22 protein-coding genes and 1 pseudogene are annotated in these 20,819 nt (G+C 56.4%); 4 read left to right on the top strand and 19 right to left on the bottom strand.

What is annotated here, in order from left to right:
* Window positions 1–16 precede the first annotated feature (16 nt).
* Genes DYL61_RS07695 through DYL61_RS07670 form a run of 6 tightly spaced genes read right to left on the bottom strand, consistent with a single transcriptional unit; the run spans window position 17 to window position 7,466 of the window.
* The gene (locus DYL61_RS07695) at window positions 17–1,012 is read right to left on the bottom strand and encodes an acyltransferase family protein (RefSeq protein ID WP_135307854.1); all 996 of its coding nucleotides are present in this window, start codon (window positions 1,010–1,012) and stop codon (window positions 17–19) included.
* Between the two features lie 6 nt (window positions 1,013–1,018).
* Window positions 1,019–1,912, bottom strand: coding sequence for an NAD-dependent epimerase/dehydratase family protein (locus DYL61_RS07690; protein ID WP_095014210.1), 894 nt, complete (start codon window positions 1,910–1,912; stop codon window positions 1,019–1,021).
* Window positions 1,913–1,934: 22 nt separating this feature from the next.
* Window positions 1,935–2,981: a GDP-mannose 4,6-dehydratase gene (gene gmd / locus DYL61_RS07685; protein WP_095014209.1), complete on the bottom strand. Its 1,047-nt coding sequence runs from the start codon at window positions 2,979–2,981 to the stop codon at window positions 1,935–1,937.
* The gene (locus tag DYL61_RS07680; RefSeq protein WP_135307910.1) at window positions 2,978–4,354 is read right to left on the bottom strand and encodes a TolC family outer membrane protein; all 1,377 of its coding nucleotides are present in this window, start codon (window positions 4,352–4,354) and stop codon (window positions 2,978–2,980) included. The genes gmd and DYL61_RS07680 overlap by 4 nt, the downstream gene beginning before the upstream one ends.
* A gap of 32 nt (window positions 4,355–4,386) precedes the next feature.
* The gene (locus DYL61_RS07675) at window positions 4,387–5,712 is read right to left on the bottom strand and encodes an HlyD family type I secretion periplasmic adaptor subunit (RefSeq protein WP_095014207.1); all 1,326 of its coding nucleotides are present in this window, start codon (window positions 5,710–5,712) and stop codon (window positions 4,387–4,389) included.
* 14 nt (window positions 5,713–5,726) lie between these two features.
* A complete protein-coding gene (locus DYL61_RS07670) occupies window positions 5,727–7,466 on the bottom strand; it encodes a type I secretion system permease/ATPase (RefSeq protein ID WP_135307853.1) in 1,740 nt (579 codons plus the stop codon).
* 271 nt (window positions 7,467–7,737) lie between these two features.
* Here DYL61_RS07670 and DYL61_RS07665 point away from each other — a divergent pair, with 271 nt between their 5' ends.
* The gene (locus tag DYL61_RS07665) at window positions 7,738–8,874 is read left to right on the top strand and encodes a glycosyltransferase family 4 protein (protein ID WP_095014205.1); all 1,137 of its coding nucleotides are present in this window, start codon (window positions 7,738–7,740) and stop codon (window positions 8,872–8,874) included.
* A 620-nt stretch (window positions 8,875–9,494) separates the two neighbouring features.
* A pseudogene (locus tag DYL61_RS31715) lies at window positions 9,495–10,462 on the top strand (Abi family protein).
* A 110-nt stretch (window positions 10,463–10,572) separates the two neighbouring features.
* On the opposite strand, the gene DYL61_RS07655 reads toward DYL61_RS31715, so the two are convergent.
* The 4 genes from DYL61_RS07655 to DYL61_RS07640 all read right to left on the bottom strand — a co-directional run bounded on the left by DYL61_RS07655 (window position 10,573) and on the right by DYL61_RS07640 (window position 14,070).
* Window positions 10,573–11,181 (bottom strand): hypothetical protein, encoded by a 609-nt coding sequence (locus DYL61_RS07655; RefSeq protein ID WP_135307852.1) that lies wholly within the window; start codon window positions 11,179–11,181, stop codon window positions 10,573–10,575.
* Window positions 11,178–11,750, bottom strand: a complete 573-nt coding sequence (locus DYL61_RS07650; RefSeq protein WP_135307851.1) for an RNA polymerase sigma factor — start codon at window positions 11,748–11,750, stop codon at window positions 11,178–11,180. Before DYL61_RS07650 ends, DYL61_RS07655 begins: the two co-directional genes overlap by 4 nt.
* A gap of 24 nt (window positions 11,751–11,774) precedes the next feature.
* Complete coding sequence (locus DYL61_RS07645) at window positions 11,775–13,403, bottom strand: vWA domain-containing protein (protein WP_135307850.1); 1,629 nt, start codon at window positions 13,401–13,403, stop codon at window positions 11,775–11,777.
* Window positions 13,404–13,488: 85 nt separating this feature from the next.
* Window positions 13,489–14,070 (bottom strand): hypothetical protein, encoded by a 582-nt coding sequence (locus tag DYL61_RS07640; RefSeq protein WP_135307849.1) that lies wholly within the window; start codon window positions 14,068–14,070, stop codon window positions 13,489–13,491.
* Between the two features lie 172 nt (window positions 14,071–14,242).
* Between DYL61_RS07640 and DYL61_RS07635 the strand changes: the two genes are divergently transcribed.
* Window positions 14,243–14,854, top strand: a complete 612-nt coding sequence (locus DYL61_RS07635) for a hypothetical protein (RefSeq protein WP_135307848.1) — start codon at window positions 14,243–14,245, stop codon at window positions 14,852–14,854.
* A gap of 3 nt (window positions 14,855–14,857) precedes the next feature.
* Window positions 14,858–15,445: a hypothetical protein gene (locus DYL61_RS07630; protein ID WP_135307847.1), complete on the top strand. Its 588-nt coding sequence runs from the start codon at window positions 14,858–14,860 to the stop codon at window positions 15,443–15,445.
* A gap of 187 nt (window positions 15,446–15,632) precedes the next feature.
* Here the strand turns inward: DYL61_RS07630 and lepB are convergent, their stop codons facing one another.
* The 9 genes from lepB to DYL61_RS07585 are packed head-to-tail and all read right to left on the bottom strand — an operon-like array spanning window position 15,633 to window position 20,754.
* Entirely contained in the window at window positions 15,633–16,427 is a 795-nt protein-coding gene (gene lepB, locus DYL61_RS07625; protein ID WP_135307846.1) for a signal peptidase I, read from the bottom strand.
* 51 nt (window positions 16,428–16,478) lie between these two features.
* Window positions 16,479–16,916 (bottom strand): hypothetical protein, encoded by a 438-nt coding sequence (locus tag DYL61_RS07620; protein ID WP_193559432.1) that lies wholly within the window; start codon window positions 16,914–16,916, stop codon window positions 16,479–16,481.
* Window positions 16,917–16,931: 15 nt separating this feature from the next.
* The gene (locus DYL61_RS07615) at window positions 16,932–17,429 is read right to left on the bottom strand and encodes a hypothetical protein (protein WP_135307845.1); all 498 of its coding nucleotides are present in this window, start codon (window positions 17,427–17,429) and stop codon (window positions 16,932–16,934) included.
* 22 nt (window positions 17,430–17,451) lie between these two features.
* On the bottom strand, window positions 17,452–18,009 hold the full coding sequence (locus tag DYL61_RS07610; protein ID WP_135307844.1) for a hypothetical protein: 558 nt from the start codon (window positions 18,007–18,009) through the stop codon (window positions 17,452–17,454).
* Between the two features lie 5 nt (window positions 18,010–18,014).
* A complete protein-coding gene (locus tag DYL61_RS07605; protein ID WP_105698327.1) occupies window positions 18,015–18,254 on the bottom strand; it encodes a hypothetical protein in 240 nt (79 codons plus the stop codon).
* 6 nt (window positions 18,255–18,260) lie between these two features.
* Entirely contained in the window at window positions 18,261–19,079 is an 819-nt protein-coding gene (locus DYL61_RS07600) for a hypothetical protein (protein WP_135307843.1), read from the bottom strand.
* 31 nt (window positions 19,080–19,110) lie between these two features.
* Window positions 19,111–19,560, bottom strand: a complete 450-nt coding sequence (locus tag DYL61_RS07595; protein WP_135307842.1) for an SMI1/KNR4 family protein — start codon at window positions 19,558–19,560, stop codon at window positions 19,111–19,113.
* A 23-nt stretch (window positions 19,561–19,583) separates the two neighbouring features.
* On the bottom strand, window positions 19,584–20,249 hold the full coding sequence (locus DYL61_RS07590) for a hypothetical protein (protein ID WP_135307841.1): 666 nt from the start codon (window positions 20,247–20,249) through the stop codon (window positions 19,584–19,586).
* Window positions 20,250–20,262: 13 nt separating this feature from the next.
* Window positions 20,263–20,754 carry a hypothetical protein gene (locus tag DYL61_RS07585; protein ID WP_135307840.1) on the bottom strand — a complete coding sequence of 164 codons (492 nt, stop codon included), beginning with the start codon at window positions 20,752–20,754 and terminating at the stop codon, window positions 20,263–20,265.
* Between the last annotated feature and the right edge of the window lie 65 nt (window positions 20,755–20,819).

The following is a 20,819-nucleotide window of genomic DNA, read 5'->3' as shown; positions in this document are numbered from 1 at the left end:
TGCTTCCTAATAAAGTTCAGACAAGTACCCGTGGGCGCAAGTATCGCCACAAAGGTCGCTCAACGCACCAATGACCCGCCGCTGCAAGCAGGGTGCTGAATACCATGACGGAGGGAAATGCGGCCAACCCGGTATGAGGCTGGCCAAGCGACTCAAGGGTCCAGATCACTGGGAAGTGATAAAGAAAGATGCCGAATGACAGCTCCCCGGCCCTTCTATTAAGCAGCTTGAGCCACGGACGGGGACTGGTTTTTTTTTGTAGCATCAGGATCAGCGGCAAACCCACCACCAGCCCTAGCGCCACTTCAAGCCGGAATGGTTGGTGATCGCGAGTCACCAGCAGCGCAAGAGCGTAAAAGCCCATCACCACCCATGCCACACACAACCCCGCCCAGTGACGGGAATTTTGGGGGTGCAACGGCGACTGCTCAGCAAGCGCCGACCCCAGGAGAAAAATGAACAAAATGCCAGGCAAAAGCCTGTAGCCATAGTAGTCAGTATGTAGCGTACCGGTCTGGGCCAAGAGAAATACGGCAAAACTGCCCAGGAAAATCAGTCCCAAGCGACAGGTGCCCCAGCTGAACAACATCGGCGTAAGCAGATAAAACTGTAACTCCGCACCCAGCGACCAAGCGGGCGGGATCAACATAAAGCTCGTCAGTCCGGTGTACATGAAGAAGTTAAGCGGAATCACAGTAAGATTTGCTAACCAGTCCCAGACGGAAGGGTGAAGCGGCAAAAACTCCGAACTCGGGCCAAAATAGAGCCAGACTAGCGTGGAAAGCCCGATGCCTACAAAGTACTGCGGCAGTATGCGAAGTAGACGATCGCGGGCGAATACGGCTATGCAGTTGGGCAGCGTGCGCATACGCGCCCAGAGCCGTACCACTACTTGGCCAGCCAGCAGATAGAAGACAATCACCGCCATAACGCCAAGATTGTATCCATGAAAGCCGATACTCAAATGGCTCATGAGCACTAAACTGGCCAATAGGAATCTCAATAAACCCATTGCCGATCAGCGTCCGGAGGCAGCATCAAGCATGCTTTTCAAGATTGTACGAATCGGTTGGGTGATCTTCCAACCGGTCAGACTCTGAAGTTTCCCAGAATCACCACATAACGTTCTGATATCAGTGCTACGCACAAAACCAGGGTTGCTGCGAACCTCAAGATCATGACCGCTCAACTGCCGCAACTCATCAATGATCTCGCGCAGGCTAATAGACACGCCGCTGCTAATGTTGAGGGTTTCTCCATGAACGTGGCTATCAATGAGCGTCAAGTAGGCACTTACTACATCGTCTATGCCCGTGAAGTCGCGACTGATATCCAGGTTACCCAGTTCGATGAACGGCGCTTTTTTGGCAAAATGCATGACTATTTTGGGAATGAGGAAGTGATCTTCCTGGCCGACCCCGGTGTAATTGAAAGGGCGCACGATGGCGAGGGGCAGTAAACCCTGGAAAGTCCGCGCCATGTGCTCCATGGCCAATTTGCTGCAAGCGTAGTGGTTGACCGGCAGTAGCGGGCTCTCTTCTGAAAGCGGCGCGCTGCTGATCGGCACGCCATACACATTGGCGCTGCTCGCAATGATTACCTGTTTAGGTCGCTTGTCGGCCATGACGTCCAGCAGATTGCAGGTGCCAACAACATTGGTGCGGTAGAACGCTTGAGCGTCTGCGCTGGCAACGAACGAAATTGCGGCCAGATGAATGACGCAGTCTACCTGCACCTCGTTCAAGGCCCGGAAAAGTGCGTCCCGGTCACTCAAGTCACATGAGATCTTCCCAGGAGCCTCGCTTTTAGGTCCGCTAAGCTCAGTGACAACGAAGCCTCTTGCGGACAAAGCACTACTCAACGCCTTGCCAGTAAATCCGTTAGAACCTGTAAGAAGAATGGACTTAGTCATGGCTACCCGCGCTGTTGCCGTCTCAGAAAGAGTTGCCGTTTTTGGCTCGTTTAAGATCAGCTTCGACCATCAATAGGCACAACTGCTCCAAATTGGTCTGGGCTTGCCAGCCCAGAACTCGCTTTGCTTTTTCCGGGTCGCCTATCAGCAATTCAACTTCAGCCGGACGGTAGAACTTGGGATTGACTTGGATGACGGTTTTACCAGTTTTGGTATCTATACCATGCTCGTTGTCGGCACTGCCTTTCCAATCGAGGCTAATATCGACGGCTTTGAACGCCATCGTTACAAAATCACGCACAGTCTCAGTGCGATTGGTAGCCAATACGAAGGTGTCCGGATCGTCGACCTGCAACATGCGCCACATGCCTTCGACGTATTCCTTTGCGAAGCCCCAATCGCGCTTCGCATCCATGTTGCCCAACTCCAGCACCTTCTGCATGCCAAGCGAGATCCGTGCAACCGCGTCTGTGATTTTGCGTGTCACGAACTCTTTGCCGCGTAGCGGTGATTCGTGGTTGAACAGGATGCCGCTTGAACCAAAGATGCCGTAGGATTCGCGATAGTTGATGGTCATCCAATGCGCATAGAGTTTGGCCACTCCATAAGGGCTGCGTGGGTAGAAGTCGGTCGCTTCGGTTTGGGGAACCTGCTGGACTTTGCCGAACATTTCGGAGGTGGACGCCTGGTAGAAGCGGATCTTGGGGTCAACGATGCGAATCGCCTCGAGCAAGTTGACGGCACCCAGACCGGTGATTTCACCGGTGGTCAGGGGCTGGTCGAAGGACACACCTACGAAACTCTGCGCCGCCAGATTATAAACCTCGACGGGGGCTGCGTGCTGTATCAGACGGATGCTTGAAGACAGGTCGGTAAGGTCGTGCTCGACCAGTTCCAGGTCGGGGTGGTTCAGCACGCCAACTTCTTCCAGGCGCCAGAAATTAACCGAGCTGGTGCGACGGTATGTGCCGCAGACCTTGTAGCCTTTTTCCAGCAGCAGTTGGGTCAGGTAGGCGCCATCCTGCCCGGTGATGCCAGTGATGATGGCTTTCTTTTGATTGCTCGTCATTGTGTAGTTTCCCGCTCCAGGACTGGCTCAGTTTTACTGTTATTGCTCAGCCATACATTCACGCTCTCTACGCTTTCGGACGACAGCTTCCCGGCCCAGCGATTGAGAATGAACAAATTGGTAATGAAGTCATATTGCGTTTTGAGCAGGTCACGGCGCGCCTTGAATTCGTTTTGGACGCTCGTCAGCACGTCAACGGCGTTGACTACGCCGTACTTGAAGGCTTTTTCCGACGCGACTCTGGATTGCTCGGCCGATGCCAATGCGTTGCGATTGGCACGAATTTTTTCGACGCTTGAATCTGCGGTCAGGTATGCATTAATGGTTTCCTTGACTACCTGGCGCCGCGCCGCCTCCAGTTGCTGCTCAGCGGTGACTTGCTGTTGGTACAACCCCCGGGCTCGCGCCGAGGTAGACCCGCCGCTGTAGATAGGGACAGACAGCTGGACCCCCGCTACATAACTGTCCGTTTTTGGAGCCAGGGAATTATTGTAGCCTTCGTTGGTGTTCTGAGCATTAAGGTTCAGGCTCAACGTCGGGTAGTGTCCGCCCTTGCCACCGCGCACACCGGCTTCGGCAGCTTCAACGGCGCTGAGGTTGGCTTGGATATTGGGGTTCTGGGTCTGGGCCAATTGCACCCAGCTTTCAAGGCTCTGCTCGGACACCTTCAATTGCACATCGTTGCGCACACGACTCAGACGCTCGGTAACCGGACGGCCGACAATTTCTGAGAGCGCAGCGCGGCTCAGACGCACCTGATTGCTTGCGTCAACCTCTTGGGCCGCCAGCGAATCGACCCGCGCGCGCAAGTCGAGCAGATCGGTGATCATCGCCAATTGTCGCTTATACATCGCTTCGATCTGGTCGAGGTTTTTCTGGGTGGCGCGACGCTCGGCCTGGACCAGTTCCAGCTCGTCATCCGCCGCAAGGGCTGCGAAATATCGTTGTGCCAAATCTACGGTGGCTTCGGCCTGAGCTTCATCTGCCTCTGACGCCGATTGCTTTGCCATGCTCTGATACTTCTTGTAATTCTCCCAGCTGGCTTTGTTGTACAGCACTTGGCTGAGGCCGATGCTGTAGTTTTCGCTATTGTAGATCTGGTTTACCTGTTCATTGACCTGCTTGATGCGATTGGCGCCCGCACTGGCCGTAACTTGCGGCAACAATGAACCAAACGCTTCCCGCTCCTGCTCCGCGCCAAGCTGCTTGCGGGCATAAGCGGCGAGTACGCGCGGGTCTTCCAGGCGCGATTCGCCGTACAATTGCAACAAGTCAGCGGAGTAGAGGTTGGCACTGACGCTCTTCGCTTCAGGTTTGGGACTGTTCGGCTCAGCCGTTTTGGGCTCTGCCGCCTGCACTTGCACCGCAAGCATGCCCAATATCAAACATGACAAAAGGCGCACGGTCACTCCTCGATCATCGACTGGGAGATAGCGTTGCGTGCAGGCTGCAGAATGTATTGCAGCATGGTCCGCGTGCCGGTCTTGATCAGTACATCGGCGGGCATGCCGGGCAGCAGCTTGCGGTCGCCCAGCTTGTGCTGACCTGCCTCCGTTACTTGCACGCGAGCTAGATAATACGGCTGGCCGGTACGCTCTTCGGTCATACGGTCGGCAGACACCTGGATAACTTCGCCCTCGATAACCGGCGTCGTCGCAGCACTGAACGCGCTGAAACGCATGTCTGCCAGCTTGCCGACGCCGATACGGTCGATATCCACGGGCGGAACGTGAGCTTCGACGATCAACCTGGATACCGACGGTACGATGTCCATGATGGGCGCGCCGGGTCGGATCACACCGCCGATAGTGTGGACTTTCATATCGATGACCATGCCGTCTTCAGGCGCGCGAATGACAATCCGGCTCAGGCGGTCTCTGAGAGCTGTCGTGCGTTCCTGCAGGTCATAGGCCTTGGTTTGCACCTCGGCCAGTTGCTTGACCACATCGGAGTTGAAGTCTTTGTTGATCTGCAGTATCTGCAGTTCGGTCTCATTGATTTGCAATCGGGTCTTGGTAATGGACGATCGGTGGTCGGCCATTTCCGATTTGAGCATGTCGAGCTTGCGTTGTTGTTCAAGCAAGCGCTGTTTGTCGACGAAGCCCTGGGCGAGCAACTCGTCCAGCTCACTGATCTCGCCGGTGTAGGATTTTCCCAAGTTTTGCTTGGTGCCGATCATGGCCTCGGTGCCTTTGATCTGCTGGTTCAACTGGCCAATGCGCTCTTTGAGCACTGCCACCTCACCCAAGCGCGCACCGCGACGGGCGTTGAAGACTTGGGTTTCGCTGTCGCGCGCTTCTTGCCCACGCGGCGTACTGGCCGGCAGCAGGGCGGAAAAGTCTATAGTCGACAGATTGTCACGCTCTGCGCGTAGACGGGCCTCCATGGCTTTCGACGCGATTAGCTGGCTGTAAGTAGTTTCGTACTCGGCCTTAAGCTGCGAATCGTCCAGGATCACGATCGGATCGCCGCGCTTGACGATGTCGCCATCACGAGCCAACACATCTTTGACGATACCGCCTTCCAAGTGCTCAACGGTCTTGCGGTAGCTTTGCACCGTGACCACGCCTGGCGCGTAGGCTGCGCTGTCAAGCGGCGCGAAAGCGGCCCAAGAGCCGAAGACGCCGAAGGTCAGGAAAACAATCCAGAAACCTACACGGCGCACACTTTTGTCCGATACCGGGACCCCGTCAAATTGATGGGCGGTTGTAGCAGATGCATTCGAAGTCATCGACATTATTCCTGTCAGGCGCGGATAGGCGCGGCGCCTGATGCCGCCGGGGCGGTGTGTTGTTGAGCGGCGAGATGTTGCTTGTTGATTTCAACCATGACCTGATCACGCGGACCGTACAGACTGATACCCCCACCGCTCATCACCATTAGCCGGTCAACCTGCGAGAGAATATTGGTTCGATGGGTAATGACGAAAACGGTTGAGCCAGTGGCTTTCATCTGAGTGATTGCCTGCGCGAGCGCCTGCTCACCCGTTTCGTCGAGGTTAGAGTTCGGCTCATCAAGGATGATCAGCCGCGGCGAGCCATACAAGGCACGTGCCAGGCCAACGCGCTGGCGCTGGCCGCCCGACAGGTTGACACCGTCGCTGCCAATGACCGTGTCATACCCGTCGGGCTGGAGCAGGATCATTTCATGCACGCCGGCAATGCGGGCCGCCTTGATAACTTCCTCCGGGTCGATTTCAGAGAAACGCGCGATGTTTTCGCTGATGCTGCCCTCGAACAGTTCGATGTCCTGGGGCAAGTATCCTACGTAGGGCCCCAACTGGCTTTTGTCCCAGTTGGCAATATCGGCACCGTCGAGTCGGACCACGCCATGCTGCGGTTGCCAGATCCCCATAAGCGCCCGTGCAAGAGTGGATTTACCCGAAGCACTGGGGCCCACGATCCCGACTACTTGGCCTGCTGGCACCGAGAAACTCATACCTTTGATAATTGGCGTTTTGCCACCTGGCGCGGTGATGAACAGGTTATCCACCAGTATATTGCCCAACGGCGCTGGCAATGCCATGCGTTCAGGTTCGCTTTGCTGTTTGGCGAGCACTTCACTGAGACGAGCGTATTGGGCACGTGCGCCAATGAAACCTTTCCAACTGCCGATGATTTGATCCAAGGGCGCCAGGGCGCGCCCCAGCAGGACGGAACCAGCAATCACCAAGCCGGGATTGAGTTCGTGTTCGATCGCCAGAAACGCGCCCAGCCCCAGGATCAGTGATTGCACCAACATGCGGAAAGTCTTGGAGACGTTGGTCATTGCGCCGCCTTTATCACTGGCGACCGACTGCAGGATCAACACCTTTTTCTGGCGCTGGGCCCAGCGATTGATGAGGGTGTCGAGCATCCCCATGGACTCGATGACTTCGGCATTGCGCAGGTTCTTGCTGGTGTACAGACTGGCGGCGATGTTTTCTTTGTTGGCGGCGGCCAATGGCTTGCCGGTAAGACGCTCGTTTACGACCGCCAGAACCGTGAGGATGATGGCGCAACCTATAGCCATCCAGCCAAACCATGGGTGGAACATAAACATTACGGCTATGTAGATCGGCAGCCAAGGCGCGTCGAAAAAAGCGAAAAGGCCAGTCCCGGTCATAAACTGGCGCAGCCCAGTCAAGTCGTTCATAGCCTGAGCTGAAGCGTCCATGCCGCCGCTTTCCAGAGCGCGCTTAAAGCTGGCACGGTACAAATTACGGCTTAACAGGATGTCGAGTTTGGTGCTGACGCGCACCATGATGCGCGAACGTACCAGCTCAAGCGCACCCATGGTTACCATCAGAACGGTCATGATAAGGGTTAGCATCAACAGCGTGGTCAAGCTGCCGCTGGTTATGACTCGTCCATAAACCTGCAACATGTAGAAGGTAGGAACTAGCATTAGGGCGTTGACAAACATGCTGAAAATGCCGACCGATATGAAACTGCTCTTACAAGCTTTCAGCGCAGCCTGCAAGCTGTTTTCATGAAATTTTTGCATGGTTACCTAACTGCCACAGGTATTGAAAGGCGCGGGAGTGTAACACTGGCTTTCACTTGTTAAATGAAAAAACCGCCTAAATGAAGGGTGGTTTGTACGTTCTTTTTTTAGAATTTTTTCTTATGACTGTTGGCGATATACTCACCGGAAGTTACATTCGCTGGGTTTCCTCTGTACCTCTAGCCGGGTGTGAGGCTTACGCCTGAAGGCAGCCTGACAAAATCAGTCTGATTCCCGACCAGCAAGACCTCAGCATTACCAATGGGCCCCTATGCGCGTTCTTCATTTCTTCAAGACATATTATCCGGACACCACGGGCGGAATCGAGCAGGTGATGTATCAACTCTGCCAGGGCAGTCGCGCTTTCGGTGTGGAGGGTCAGGTCCTCACGCTGAGCAGGACCCCCTCGCCAGCGCGCATCCAGATCGCCGACCATACGGTTACGCGGGCCAACGAGAACTTCCACCTGGCGTCTACAGGCTTTTCAGCGCAAGTGTTTTCAACGTTCAAGGCCATGGCTGCGGAGGCGGATCTTATACACTTCCACTTTCCCTGGCCTTGGATGGACGTCGTTCATTTTGCTACCCGCCATCGCAAACCAACTGTACTCAGCTATCACTCAGACGTCATTAAGCAGCGCTCTCTGCTGAAGCTTTATACGCCACTGATGAAGCTAATGCTGGGTAGCATGGACCGCATCCTAGTCGCATCGCCCAACTATCAGCGTACAAGTGAGGCACTTAAGCCATTTGCCAACAAAACAGTGGTGGTGCCCTACGGGTTGGATCGGTCGGCTTATCCGCAGGTGTCGGAGCAACGCACGGCTCACTGGCGTAAGCTACTTCCCGAAAAGTTTTTCCTATTCGTAGGCGTGTTGCGTTACTACAAGGGCCTAGACAGCTTGCTCAGCGCCCTCGAGAGCGTGGACTATCCTTTGGTAATCATTGGCAGCGGGCCAGAAGAGCAGGCACTCAAGGCCCAAGCTGAGCGCTTGAGGCTGCGCAATGTTCACTTTCTGGGCAGGTTGGACGACGAACACAAAGCCTGCTTATTGCAATTGTGCTATGCACTAATTTTCCCGTCCCACTTGCGATCTGAAGCGTTTGGTATTTCGCTGCTCGAAGCGGCAATGTATGGCAAGCCATTGATCTCCTGCGAGATAGGCACCGGCACTACGTACGTCAATATCCACGAAAAAACAGGACTGGCAGTGCCGCCCGCGTCGCCGCTGGCGCTGCGTGAAGCGCTCCGCAGGTTGTGGAACAACGCTGACCAAGCCCAGAGCTTCGGCACCCAGGCCAAGGCTCGCTTCGACCAATTATTCACAGCCGAACAGATGTGTGCCGCCACTGTCCGGGTGTATCGCGACGTGCTGATGCTTGGAGGCCGCAAAGGTGCAGCTTCGTGATATAGAACGTCCGACCAGCTTTCAGCCGCCGTATTTCACCATACGCTGTCAGCCGTAGCGTCGTCACCGGGAGGTCGGTGTAAGCGAGCCAATGAGGTAGCTATCCGACGTTATTAACTCATATCTGCGGGCCTAAGCCATAAGTTAACCAACTTTTTTGCCTAATAGGCTCCTATGACGTGAGCAGCGAAAAAATGCCTGGGTGAGCCAGACCTCCAACAGCGCTTCACCTATGGCAAAAATCGATGTACAGGCGGCAAGGGGCGCACGAATAAAGATCGGGAAGCGACTAGAAGCTTCACTTATATGGATCATCAGCATCAGGGGGATTTGGTTAACGGTCAGTGCGACTTTAATGCCACAAATTTGCCACACGCGCCCCGCTAAACATGGCGAAATTTCGCTAACCCTAGCTATCAAAACTCATTGATTTCCTAGCTCATCCCGGCTAACGTCTTGAATCTAAACATCGACTTTTAGGACTCCGAAGGCAGGGGTCGTGGGTTCGAATCCCGCCGGGTGCACCAGATACAGATGAAAAAGCCCCAGGTCGAAAGGCCTGGGGCTTTTTTGTGGGTCGTGTGCGGACTCTGAGGTCTTTGTCTCCAAATACTTCCAATATGACTGAGGGCCGCGTCAACGAGGTACATTGCTCGCCACTCGGCAGCCAGGAAGATTTGCAGATGACACAAGGTTATCCAAAACCTTGGCAAAGCTATCAAGAACAGCTCGATCTGGTAATAGCGCGCGGCATGTCGGTTACTGACCAGCCGAAAGCCTTGGAGCACCTTGAGCGTATCGGCTACTACCGTCTCAGCGGCTACTGGTTCGCCTTTCGCGAACGCACGGAATTGTGCTGCCCACTCCCCCAATACAAAACTAAAACGAAACCTACACGGATCCCGCTCGATACGTTCAAACCAGGTACCACCTTCCAGAACGCAATCGATCTTTACGTCTTCGACAAGAAGCTTCGCCTTCTGACCCTGGATGCCTTGGAACGCATAGAGATAGCGCTACGAGTGGACATCTCCCATGTGCTAGGCAAACACAATAAATTTGCTTACCTAGTGCCTGAGATATTTCATGAAAGCTTCTCTCTACAGTTGGACACAAAGACCGGGTTGACCAAGCATCATGCATGGATCGGCAAACACGCTGCATTAATCAACCGCTCGAATGAAGACTTCATTCGCCATAACAAAGAAAAATACGGTTTGCCGCTAGCCGTTTGGGTCGCGTGCGAGGAAGGGTCTTCGCCAGTTGGCTGCGTAGCTTGAACTACTTGCGAAATGTCTGCGCTCACCATAGTCGTCTTTGGAACCGTAACATCATCGACCAGCCTAAACTTCCGCCGGCAGAACAAGTGCCTGCACTGTCAGCATTTCATGAGGACGCACACCGACGAGCTCGGCCTTTTATGTTGTTGTGCATTACCCATCATCTAATGCGCGCTATCAATCCGGCGTCCAGCTGGGGAAAGCGTTTGAAGACATTGATGGAAAATGACTTCCCAGACTTGAACCACCTTGATTTGAATCTGGAGGGCATGGGCGTCGACCATGCTTGGCGGGAGCGCGATTGGTAAATGAAAAACCGCGGGTAATAAAAAACCCCTGAGCAGTCTCAGCACCGAAGCGCATCAACCGACAGGGGCCGTGTTGCGAAGAATTATAAACGCTGGCGAGCGCTCGTCAACTAACGCCAGAGTCCCTGATGGCTTCGCATCTCTTCCAACCTCGCCGGCAAATCCTCCTGCGGAAAGCGCTCATGCAGCGCCAGCAATTTCTCATCCGCTGCCCTCGCCTGCCCAGCTTCACGCAATCTCACAATCGCCTGTAGCTCTTCCTCCAACGACGGCAACGCGACCGGCGCGCGCTTGCTTAGCTTGGTGCTCGGTTCATCTGCCATAGACCCCATGACTTGCGCACTCTCGGCCTTCGGTGCAACGGCCAGCCGGGCCATGGGCGCCGGAGCAGACATTGCAGGGGGCGCCGGGCGGGCTGCTTCTTCACGCGTCGCAGAGAACGTAGCTGTGGATATCTCCGCTTGCGGCACCGGCTCGCGCATCACCACGCCAATCATCAACGCCACACCCGCCACTGTGGCAAATGCCATCTGCCAGCGCGGCCGTTGGCAGGCGCGCAGCCAGCGTTGCCACAGGCTCGGTTGCGGCGCCGGGGCTTCGCGGTGGGCGGTGGCGAGGATGAAGGCGTCGAGGGACGCGGGCGGTTCGCCGGCGCTGTGTTGACGGTAGTGCTGGAGCAGCACGTCGTCGGGGTCCGGGGTGTGTCGGGAGTCAGTCATGCGGGTATCTCCTCGGCCAGCAGGCGGCGCAGTTTCTGCTGGGCGTAGCGCAGGCGGCTTTTTACGGTTTCCAGCGGGGCGCCGATGAGGGCGGCGATTTGCGGCACTTCGAGGTCGCCGTGCAGGCGCAGCAGGAAGACTTCGCGCTGGTCTTCGGGCAAGCCTTGCAGGGCGGCGTCGAGGCGGGCCTGGTCGCGGCTCAGGCTCAGTTGCTGTTCGGGGCCGGCGCTGTGGTCGGGTTGGGCGTGGAGTTGTTCGTCGTAGCTGTCATGCAGCGGGTTGTGGATGCCGTGCTTGCGCCAGTAATCGATCAGGCGGTTGCGGGCAATCTGGAACAGCCAGGTACGAAAACTCGCCCGGCCTTGTGGCTGGGTGGTGCTGCGGATCAGGCTGAGCCAGGTTTCCTGGTAGATTTCCTCGGCGAGTTCGGCTTTGTTGCTGAGGGACACGAGGAAGCGGTACAAGCCCTGTCGGTGCCGGGCGTACAGGGCTTCGAATGCGGCACTGTCACCGGTTCGGTAGCGGGCCAGCAGCGATTCGTCGCTGGGCAGGTCTTCTGGAACGGCCATGTCGATAGCGGACTCCCACATAGGTCAATGTTTGAGGCTTTGAGCCAGTTCCACCAGTTGCACAAACTCATTGCGCAAACCGAACGGGTCATCGCCCCGGGCCGCGCGGGCCAGTGTGGCGGTGTCCTGCAGGCTCATGCTGCCAGTGTAGCGGCCATCACTCTTTAGCTGTTGGGCGAAGGCTGCCACGGCCGCCGCAAAACGCAGGTCGTCGCTGGCCGGGGCAGATGAAGTGCTGATGGGCCGCTCAATCAGTTTGCTATCGCCACCTGCCGCAGGCTTGTAGCGCACACGCAGCATGGCCAGCTCAGCGCTCTGACTCTCAGACGCTGGCGCGGCATAGCGCAACGGCTCCAACCAGCCCTTCTCCCCCTTCGGCACAATTTCGTACAACGCGGTCACCGTGTGCCCTGCGCCAATCTCTCCGGCATCGACCTTGTCGTTATTAAAATCCTCACGCTTCAAGGCTCGGTTTTCATAACCCAGCAGGCGATACTCACTGACCCGCGCCGGGTTGAATTCCACCTGCAACTTCACATCCCGCGCCACCACCGCCAGGGTCGAGCTGAGTTGCTCCACCAGCACCTTGCGGGCTTCGCGCAGGGTGTCGATGTAGGCGTAGTTGCCGTCGCCTGCGTCGGCCAGTTGTTCCATCAAGTGTTCGTTGTAGTTATCCACACCGAAGCCCAAGGTCGTCAGCGACACGCCGCTTTTGCGTTGGTCGACGGCCATCTGCTTAAGGCTGTCGAAGTCGCTGATACCCACGTTGAAGTCACCGTCGGTGGCCAGCAGGATGCGGTTGATGCCCTGGTCGATAAAACCTTCGCGGGCCATCTGGTAGGCGAGTTCGATGCCGGATGCGCCGGCTGTGGAGCCGCCGGCGGTGAGTTGGTCGATGGCATCGCGGATTTTGGCTTTGTCGCGGCCAGAAGTGGGTTTGAGCACGACGCGGGATTCGCCGGCATAGACCACCAGTGATACGCGATCCTGATCGCGCAATTGATCAACCAACAATTTCAGGGTGCTTTTCACCAGCGGCAAACCTTCGCGACGGTCCATGGAGCCGGACACGTCCACCAGGAACACCAGGTTGGCTGGCGCCAGGTCCGCGATGACACGGTCGGAGGCCTTGATGCCGATACGCAGCAGTTGGGTATGCGGGTTCCACGGCGTGGCGGCGACTTCGGTGGTCACGCCAAACGGCGAACCATCGGTGGGCAGCCCATAGTCGTAGGGAAAATAGTTGACCATTTCCTCCAATCGCACAGCCCCTTCGGGTGGTAGACGGCCTTGATTGAGGAAGCGTCTGACGTTGGCGTAGCTGCCGGTGTCGACGTCGACGCTGAAGGTGGACACCGGGGTTTCCGCTACGCGGTGCACCGGGTTGTCCGGCAGGTTTGCGTATTGCTCGCGGGGTTCGCTGCGGTACTCCATCGCCACCGAGTCCTGCATCCGCATGGGCGCGGGCATCGCCATGCGTTTGGCCAGAGCGCCTGGCACTGGAGCACTGTGCAGCTCAGCGACAGGCGCCGCCTCAGGAGAGGGCTTGGCCAGTTCAGGGGAAGAAGACAACCCACATCCGGCCAGCGTCACCAGCAAGGTAACGGCAAAGCCCTGGGCAGCAGGACGCAGGAAGAGCGGAGGACGGGACATGGGCTGAACCTCGTGAATGAATGATCCGTTCACAAGGTCAGACGCAAGGTGCAGGTGGTTCGGGTTAAACCGGGTTCAGATGACACTAGCGCGATGGGATATTACGCAAGTCGTCGATGATGTAGCGGCTCAGCCCACCGGTGAAATGTCGCTCGACACTAGCGTTACCGGAGTTGGTAATGATGCCGCCGATGGTTCGCCATTGCTGCGCCTGGCCAGCCCAGTTGTTGGGCACCAGGCCAGACCGATCCTGAGCGAAGTGCAGCACTTCGGCGCCGGCTTTCTTGACCTTGACCTTGTAGCCGAAGTCGATGCTTTGCAGGATGGTGCCGTCATCAATCACCAGCGTCGTCAGCCCGCCGTTGGAGTCGATGATATGACGCACGTAGACGATATCCACGTCCAACACATAGTCGGCGCTTTCCTTGCTGGTGGCGTAACGCTTGGCCTTGAGCAGGCGGTCGACCAGATCGACACCGAGTTCCTTGCGAACCTTATCATCGGGCATGAAGTGCTTGCTTTTGCCACCCACCTCCACATTGAAGGTGTCGACCCAGTAAGTGGCCGTCTTGGGAATAGTGACCGGCGCCGGGGAGATGTAGTAATCCGGCTTGGAAGCGCAGCCCGCCATCAGGCAGGCGACGAGGAATACGGCAAATGCGCGCATGGCTGATTTCGTCCCTGAAAAGTATCGTGTTTTAAACAATCGCGGCATTTTACGGAGTTGATCGGGGTTCTCAAGGTGTTTCGGTGACCGCCGCGCAGCGACGCACAGCCCTCAAGTTATGCACCGCGCAGTCGAGACAATGGCTTGGCTCATTCATTTATAAGGAAATAGCGTGTTGAACACCCTTTTGCGCGCGACAGCACTCGTCGCTGCGTTATCGATGACGGGTTGTGTGTCCTACACCGTCACCGGTCCCATCGGCGCCCCGCTCCATCCGGCCTCCACCACCAGCCCCCGCAGCGCGCAAATCGCCGACGTCAGCGTGACGGCCAGCGACGTCAACGACGCCAACAAGACCGCGATCAGCCGCTCGCTCACGGTGCAGCTCAACCAATACGTGCGCACTGCCGGCTACTTCAAGCAGGTCACCGAATACCCCACGCGCCTGCGGGAAAACGACGTGTCGCTGAAATTCAACATGACCTCCCTCAAGGGCCATCGTGGCCCGCACCCAGGGTACTTCCCCGGTGCCTTGCTCACGCTGACCCTCTGGATCTGGGTCAACGGCCCCATCTACGTCGACACCTTCGACGTGGCCGGCGACCTGGTGATCGTCGACCGCGACGGCAAACAACTGGCGAGCGCCAAGGAAGAGGTCAAGTTCGAACGCAACGTAGGTCTTTACGGCCGCGAATACTGGGCTCCGACCATGGGTGCCAAACAGCTGAATGAACTGGTGTCCCAACTGCTCGATTCCGCCACCGCCAAGCTGCCCAAGGAGTAACACATGAAAGGATTGATCAAGCACAGCCTGGTACTGGCTGCGGTGTTGCTGACCGGTTGCGTGTCTTACTCGCAACATGAACTGCCCGCAGTGCAAACCTGGCCGCCGACCGCCAACGCGCCGGCCCAGAAGCCGACGGCGTACGTGCGCACCACCGCGTTCAACCAGGCCAATGGCGGCCCGGCCAACGCCGCGGCGGGCAAACCGGCAGCCCTGTGGGAAAAGGCCGTGGCCGATTCGTTTCGCCAGTCCGACCGCTTTGCGCGGGTGAGCACCGACAAGGTCGATTCGGATATCTATGCCGACGCCACCCTGTACAACAACGAACAGTTCAGCGTGGCCTCGGCGATCATCACTGGCGCGACGTTTTTCATCATCCCAACCACGGCCAAGAACGTCTTCACCCTGGAGACGGTGTTCAAGGACAAGGACGGTAAAGAGCTGGGCCGGGTCAAGAAGAGCGAATCGGTGCGTACGTGGATGCACCTGGTGCTGATCGTGGGCATCCCGTTCCAGGCCGATGGGCGTGAAGTGGTGGAAGCACTGACGCGCAGTACGCTGGATGAAGCCGTACAGCGCAAACTTCTGTGATCCGGTCTTGCCAGCCAGTTAAGAAGTAGCAGGTGTAAAAATAACCTGTGGCGAGGGAGCTTGCTCCCGCTGGACTGCGTAGCAGTCCCTGTCTTTTAGAACAAAGAGCTGGGGCCGCTTCGCGACCCAACGGGAGCAAGCTTCCTCGCCACAGGTACAGTGTTCGCCTTAACAGACGGGTATTAGATCACTGCAAGGGAAAAGTCGTGCCAATGCGCGACCGCTCTTTGGAAAACCAGATCCCCGTCACCGCGCCCACCACATCCTCGACCGCCACCTGCCCTATGAAGCGGCTGTCGTTGCTGTTGTTGCGGTTGTCACCCAGCAGATAGACGTGCCCCGGCTTAACCTCGACCGGCGCCAACGCCATCGACGCCGCGCCATTCACCCGGTCTGCCGGCGCGTGGAACAACCCAAGGTTTTCACCGTTGCGGATCAGCTCGCCATTAACGATCGCCAAGGTGTCGCCACCCACACCGGCCACGCGCTTGATCGCCTCGGTGCCGTTCCAGCGATACACCACGATATCGCCGACCTTCGGTGCACCGGCCTTGAGGTCTGTGACGATGTAGTCGCCCACCGACACCGTCGGTGCCATCGAGCCGGTCGGGATGTAATAGGTCTTGAACCCCATCAACGGCGCTCGCAGCACCTCGATCAGCACGAAAGTGATCACGATCAACACGCCGACATACAACGCATGGAAACGCTTGCGTGGTACATCCGCCGGGCCGTCATAACGCCGCGCCAGCACGGCTGAAACCACCGCTGAGCTGAGTTTGACCACAACGATGAAGCCGAACAGCACGTACAGTCCAACAGGCGACGCGCTCAAGCCGAACACTCCGAGCAACACCACACCGGTGTACAAAAACGCCGCCACGCCAATGGCCCATTTGATACGGCCAACGTAGACCAGCCCCCAGCCCGCCACCAGGCAAGACATCAGGAAGGCTTGAAGGGGAAATTTCCCAGGTTTCATGGATCATCCTTGTAAAGCGATTGGAAAAATCTGTGCATCGACGCAGCAGGCTCAGACCAGCTGTTTTTCGATCTCTTGCCTTAAAAAACGCGGACCCGGCGTCGTTGCATAACGCTGCGCTATATCAAAGGGGTCAATGACTTCAGTGTTTGCTCCCTCACATGAAAAGTCACCGACCACGTACCTGGCGAAGGACGGTGACAACGGATCTTGATCCACCAGCCAGTAGCCGCCCAGCAGGGAAATCAGATACTCGCCGATGTAATAGCCGATACGGGTCACCAACCAACCCCGGTTTTCTTCGCTGATCACCGCGTGTTGTAAACCACGGTCCAGCAGTGGCAAAAACTTTTTGGGTTCAATCAAGACCTCGTGCGGCTGATCAAACCCGAGCGCTTTGCAGAACTCATGCAGCACCGGCAAACGCTCGGCCCTGAAGGTCTCAAACTCAGCCATCCGTTGAGCCAGTAGCTCGTCTGCCTCTTCCACACCACACCTCGCCACTTATTTTTGAGCGTTTAGGGTAACCGCGCGACACTTCCACACAATCGCATAAGGCGGCTCATCGTCCACGTCGTCACGCGAGCGAAAATGATAGGTCGCGTCGGCGTTTTCCAGGCTTCGATGAATAAAAGCGTCATCCGACATCACACGGTAGGAGGCGTGCTCCATCACCATCCCCACGGCCGCCAAGGCACGTTTTATTTGACCGTAAGTGGCCGCTGCTTCGTCGGGCAGTAACTCAACCGGGGGCGCGCCGAGCGCCAAATCGTCAGCTTCGACGTCGAACGAATAGGCTCGTCGAAATGCCGCCTCACTGACCGCCCAAACACATGACACCAATACCAGCCGCTTTTGCCCGCTCTCGATATGGACATCAGCCAAGCAATATTGGGTCTCTGAAACTTTGTAGACGCCCTCGTCGATGAGGGATAGCGCCTGCTCGGACACGTCGACGTCACTGCCCGCTATAAGTGCACGCAACACAGACCATTGAATCATCAACCGCCCCCTGCGCCCGGCCTCATGAAATGCCCTTGATCAATTGCATCCAGTAATCGTAAGTCTGTCTAAGTCGACCGGCGGCCTTCGAGCCGTCGGCAATACCGCTGGCAAATGCCTGCGCAACCCGCACGGGATTGGTGGGCAGGTTGCCCGCGCTGGACACCACGGACTGACCGTAATCGGCTTGCCGCTTGCTGCAGTTCAACGCATGCCAACCCAGTGGCGGGTTATTTCTGACCGCCACTTCTCCATAGTACATGCCCACTGCGACAGCCAAGGACACGACCTCTTCGGACCCCGTTTCAACGGCAGATGAGCTCTGCGCGCGGTCACGAATCCGCGCAGCAAACCATTCGCCCAAGGCGTCCAGGGATTCTGGAGAAAAGTCCGCGCCCCACTGCTCATACCCGAGGGTTTGCCAAACCGACTGAATCAACTCGTCGAGGCAGTAGGGTTTATTGAGCATGAATGCATCAAAAAAGACCTTGAGTTCATTGGGGGTTGCAGAGGTAAACGCTGAAGCAACCGGCGAATAGGCCGTAGGGTCCAATTGCCCATCTGTCAGGTCATTTTTCATAGGCGCTAGCAGTCCCTGCGCCCGGCCAAAAAATCTTTTACGTAGCTCCATTGGCTGACAGTCCAGTAGAGGGTCAACACCACAGACAGCGGCGCACCGATCCAGAAATACACCCAAGCGTCGGAGGTCTTTAACAGCACGCCGACAAAGCCGGAAACCAGCACGGCCACAAAGAAACTAGCGCCGTAAACAACGCTAAAAAGGCCTAACGCCAAAGCAAACTTTCGCACGGGAATAACGCTCATCACGGTTTAGTACCCCCCCGCACTGACATTCGCCAACGACAACCAATAAGCCACAACCGCATCGAAGCCCCGGTCGTCAGCCCGTGCCTGCAACGCGACTAGCGCCTGCCGTGCATCGGTGATCGACCAGCCGGTAGAGTTCAAGGTCAACCACGCATAATCCAGGCTACCGGCACTCAAGTAGTCGTCGAACAGTGGCTTTTTCTCGCGATCCGGATCAAACCACGCAGGCAACTGCCCATGGGCGGGCATCGGCATCGGCCGGTCGAGAATTTCGAAGGAGCAGCTGGTTTCCCACCAGGCCCGACGTGAGTCGACCGGGTTGGGAAAGTCGCCGGTGTAAGGCGCCCCGCCGTCGACGATGCTTTCCAGCGGTGTCTTCTGGCTGAACAACGCAACGTTGGCAAAGCCCTGGGGGTCGTCGCCGGTTTTCAGCGACTGCGCCTCCAGCGCGGGCACGCAATCAAGCCCTACCGCTTGGGCAAATTGCTCAAGCTCTGGGGTGACGCCGTCTTCTACGCCGATGGACATCATGGCCATCACGCCCATCAATTGCGCAGATGTGCGGGCGATTTCAACCGTCAGGTGGCCAGCGGCGACGTACATTTTTACGAAGCAGGGTTCACGATCAACAAACCAGTGCTTCCAGTACCCGATATAAAACGGGCGAGATCCGCTACTCCATAGCGGGATCAATGCAGGCGGGAAGCCGTACCACTGGGCAGGCGTATCCAGTGTAAAAATCGGCGGACTGATGCGCCCATCTGCACAAGCCAGCAACGTATCGGGTAGCGCCAGTGCTTCGAGTGCGGCTTTAAAATTCATGGGGTTACTTGTGCACCTGATCGTTCAACCACTACTTGGCAGCGCGCCATTCAACCAAAGCGTTGATATACGTTAACTTCTCCAGGATGAAATCAGAGAACCCCGAGGCGACGACTTCAACTTCGTCCAGTTCACAACTGATTTGCACCACCTGCCAACCACTTTTTGAATTGAACGCGTAGAGCAGATCGCTCTGGTTACCGCCGAAAACATAAAGCCCCTCGCCGCCTGCTATTTCACGACCAGAGAGCGTCGAATAGTGCTCCGGGCCGTCATCCAAATGAAAGGCGGCGTCCAGCTCGCCAAAGCCGAAGGCTGACAGAAAAGCTAAGTAGTCGCCGGGGACACCGGTGTGGTCTGGCCCATCAACGCGGCTTAACACAGCACTCGCATCGCCAATGGGGTAACCGAAGTTGCCCTCATACTGTTCAGAGGACTGGATAGCCTTGATCAAGGCCTCGAACACGTGCTGATTCTTCATCTTGACTGGTTCAATTTGATCACTTAACTCAAAAGGTTTTTCAATCGTTCGCCCGCACGCATCAACTCATCACTGGACAGTGGGCTGTCGCTAACAATGATCAAGACGCCCCGCTCGAATTCGGCAATTTTATCTACGTGCCCATTCAGGCATTCAACGATCTGCCGCGGCGTTTTCGCGAACGCGCGGGCGCACAATTCCTGATCGAAATAATTAGCCGCGTCAATACGAAAAACGCCATCGCGCCCGTTCACGTCTTTACCTGTGGCGTCACACGCCTCAACGACCATGGGCCAGTCACTTCTGGTGATGCTCCAATCATGCAATGTCGCACGGTAGGCGCCAAACGCTTTGATATAAGCGGGAAACACTCGCTCCAACAGGTCTGAATAATCGAGTTTATTACCGGAGAACTCAATGAACAGGGTGTCATCAAACTGAGCGTCGTCTTCCAGGTATTGCTGATTTCGCAAGGCGTAGGTCATTCGACCTTTAACGCCCGCAGGCAGCTGCTTATCCAACGACACCGAGACAACCAGCTCGCCGCCAATATCCGGCACTTCCGACGTACCCGCCAGATCCCACGGTGCCCCCAGGCCAGACAACTGCGTGAGGAAATGGGTGTGTTTTTCTTGTATAGGTTCTGCACAGTTGGGCCTGTGTCGAAACCCCAGCCTGTAATGAGTCATTAATGCGCTACCTTCACTTCAATGCCTCTTCAAGCATTGAACTTATCGTCTGCTCACACTGAATGTTGTGCGAGCCTGTAAATAAACGGACCAAGGCAAATCCAATCTTTTCAAAGAAGACCTCACTCGAGGAGACGTTTCCGTAAGCGCTGTAAAAAATCCTTAGACGGTTCAGCTCCACCTCGGCACCTTCAGTCAAAGCCCTTTTGAAACCGGCCATCGTGGCGCTTACGTAATGCTCGGGCATGCCTATATAGACTGGCTCAAACCCTGCAATCAGAAAGTCTTCATTATTCGAAAATAAACTGATTGTCGTTCTTCGCTCGTCAACCAGAACGCCCTCATACACTGTCGGCAGGACGTGTATTCCGAGCATTCCATATAAAATACGCGCGCCGCGAGGCATCATGGCTTCAAGCACTAAATCATGTGTGTCAGGTGAGGTGGAACACAGGTTCCGCCATAACCTGAATTTTCCGTGCTGACCTAGGCTGCCACTTATCATCACTGCTCACTCTAGAGCTGGTTATACCAACGCTTATTTTCCGCTCACTTTAAAGTCATCTAAGG

The organism is Pseudomonas nabeulensis (assembly GCF_004682045.1).
In the GTDB taxonomy this organism is placed as follows: Bacteria; Pseudomonadota; Gammaproteobacteria; order Pseudomonadales; family Pseudomonadaceae; genus Aquipseudomonas; species Aquipseudomonas nabeulensis.
This window is presented reverse-complemented; position numbering and strand designations above follow the sequence as displayed.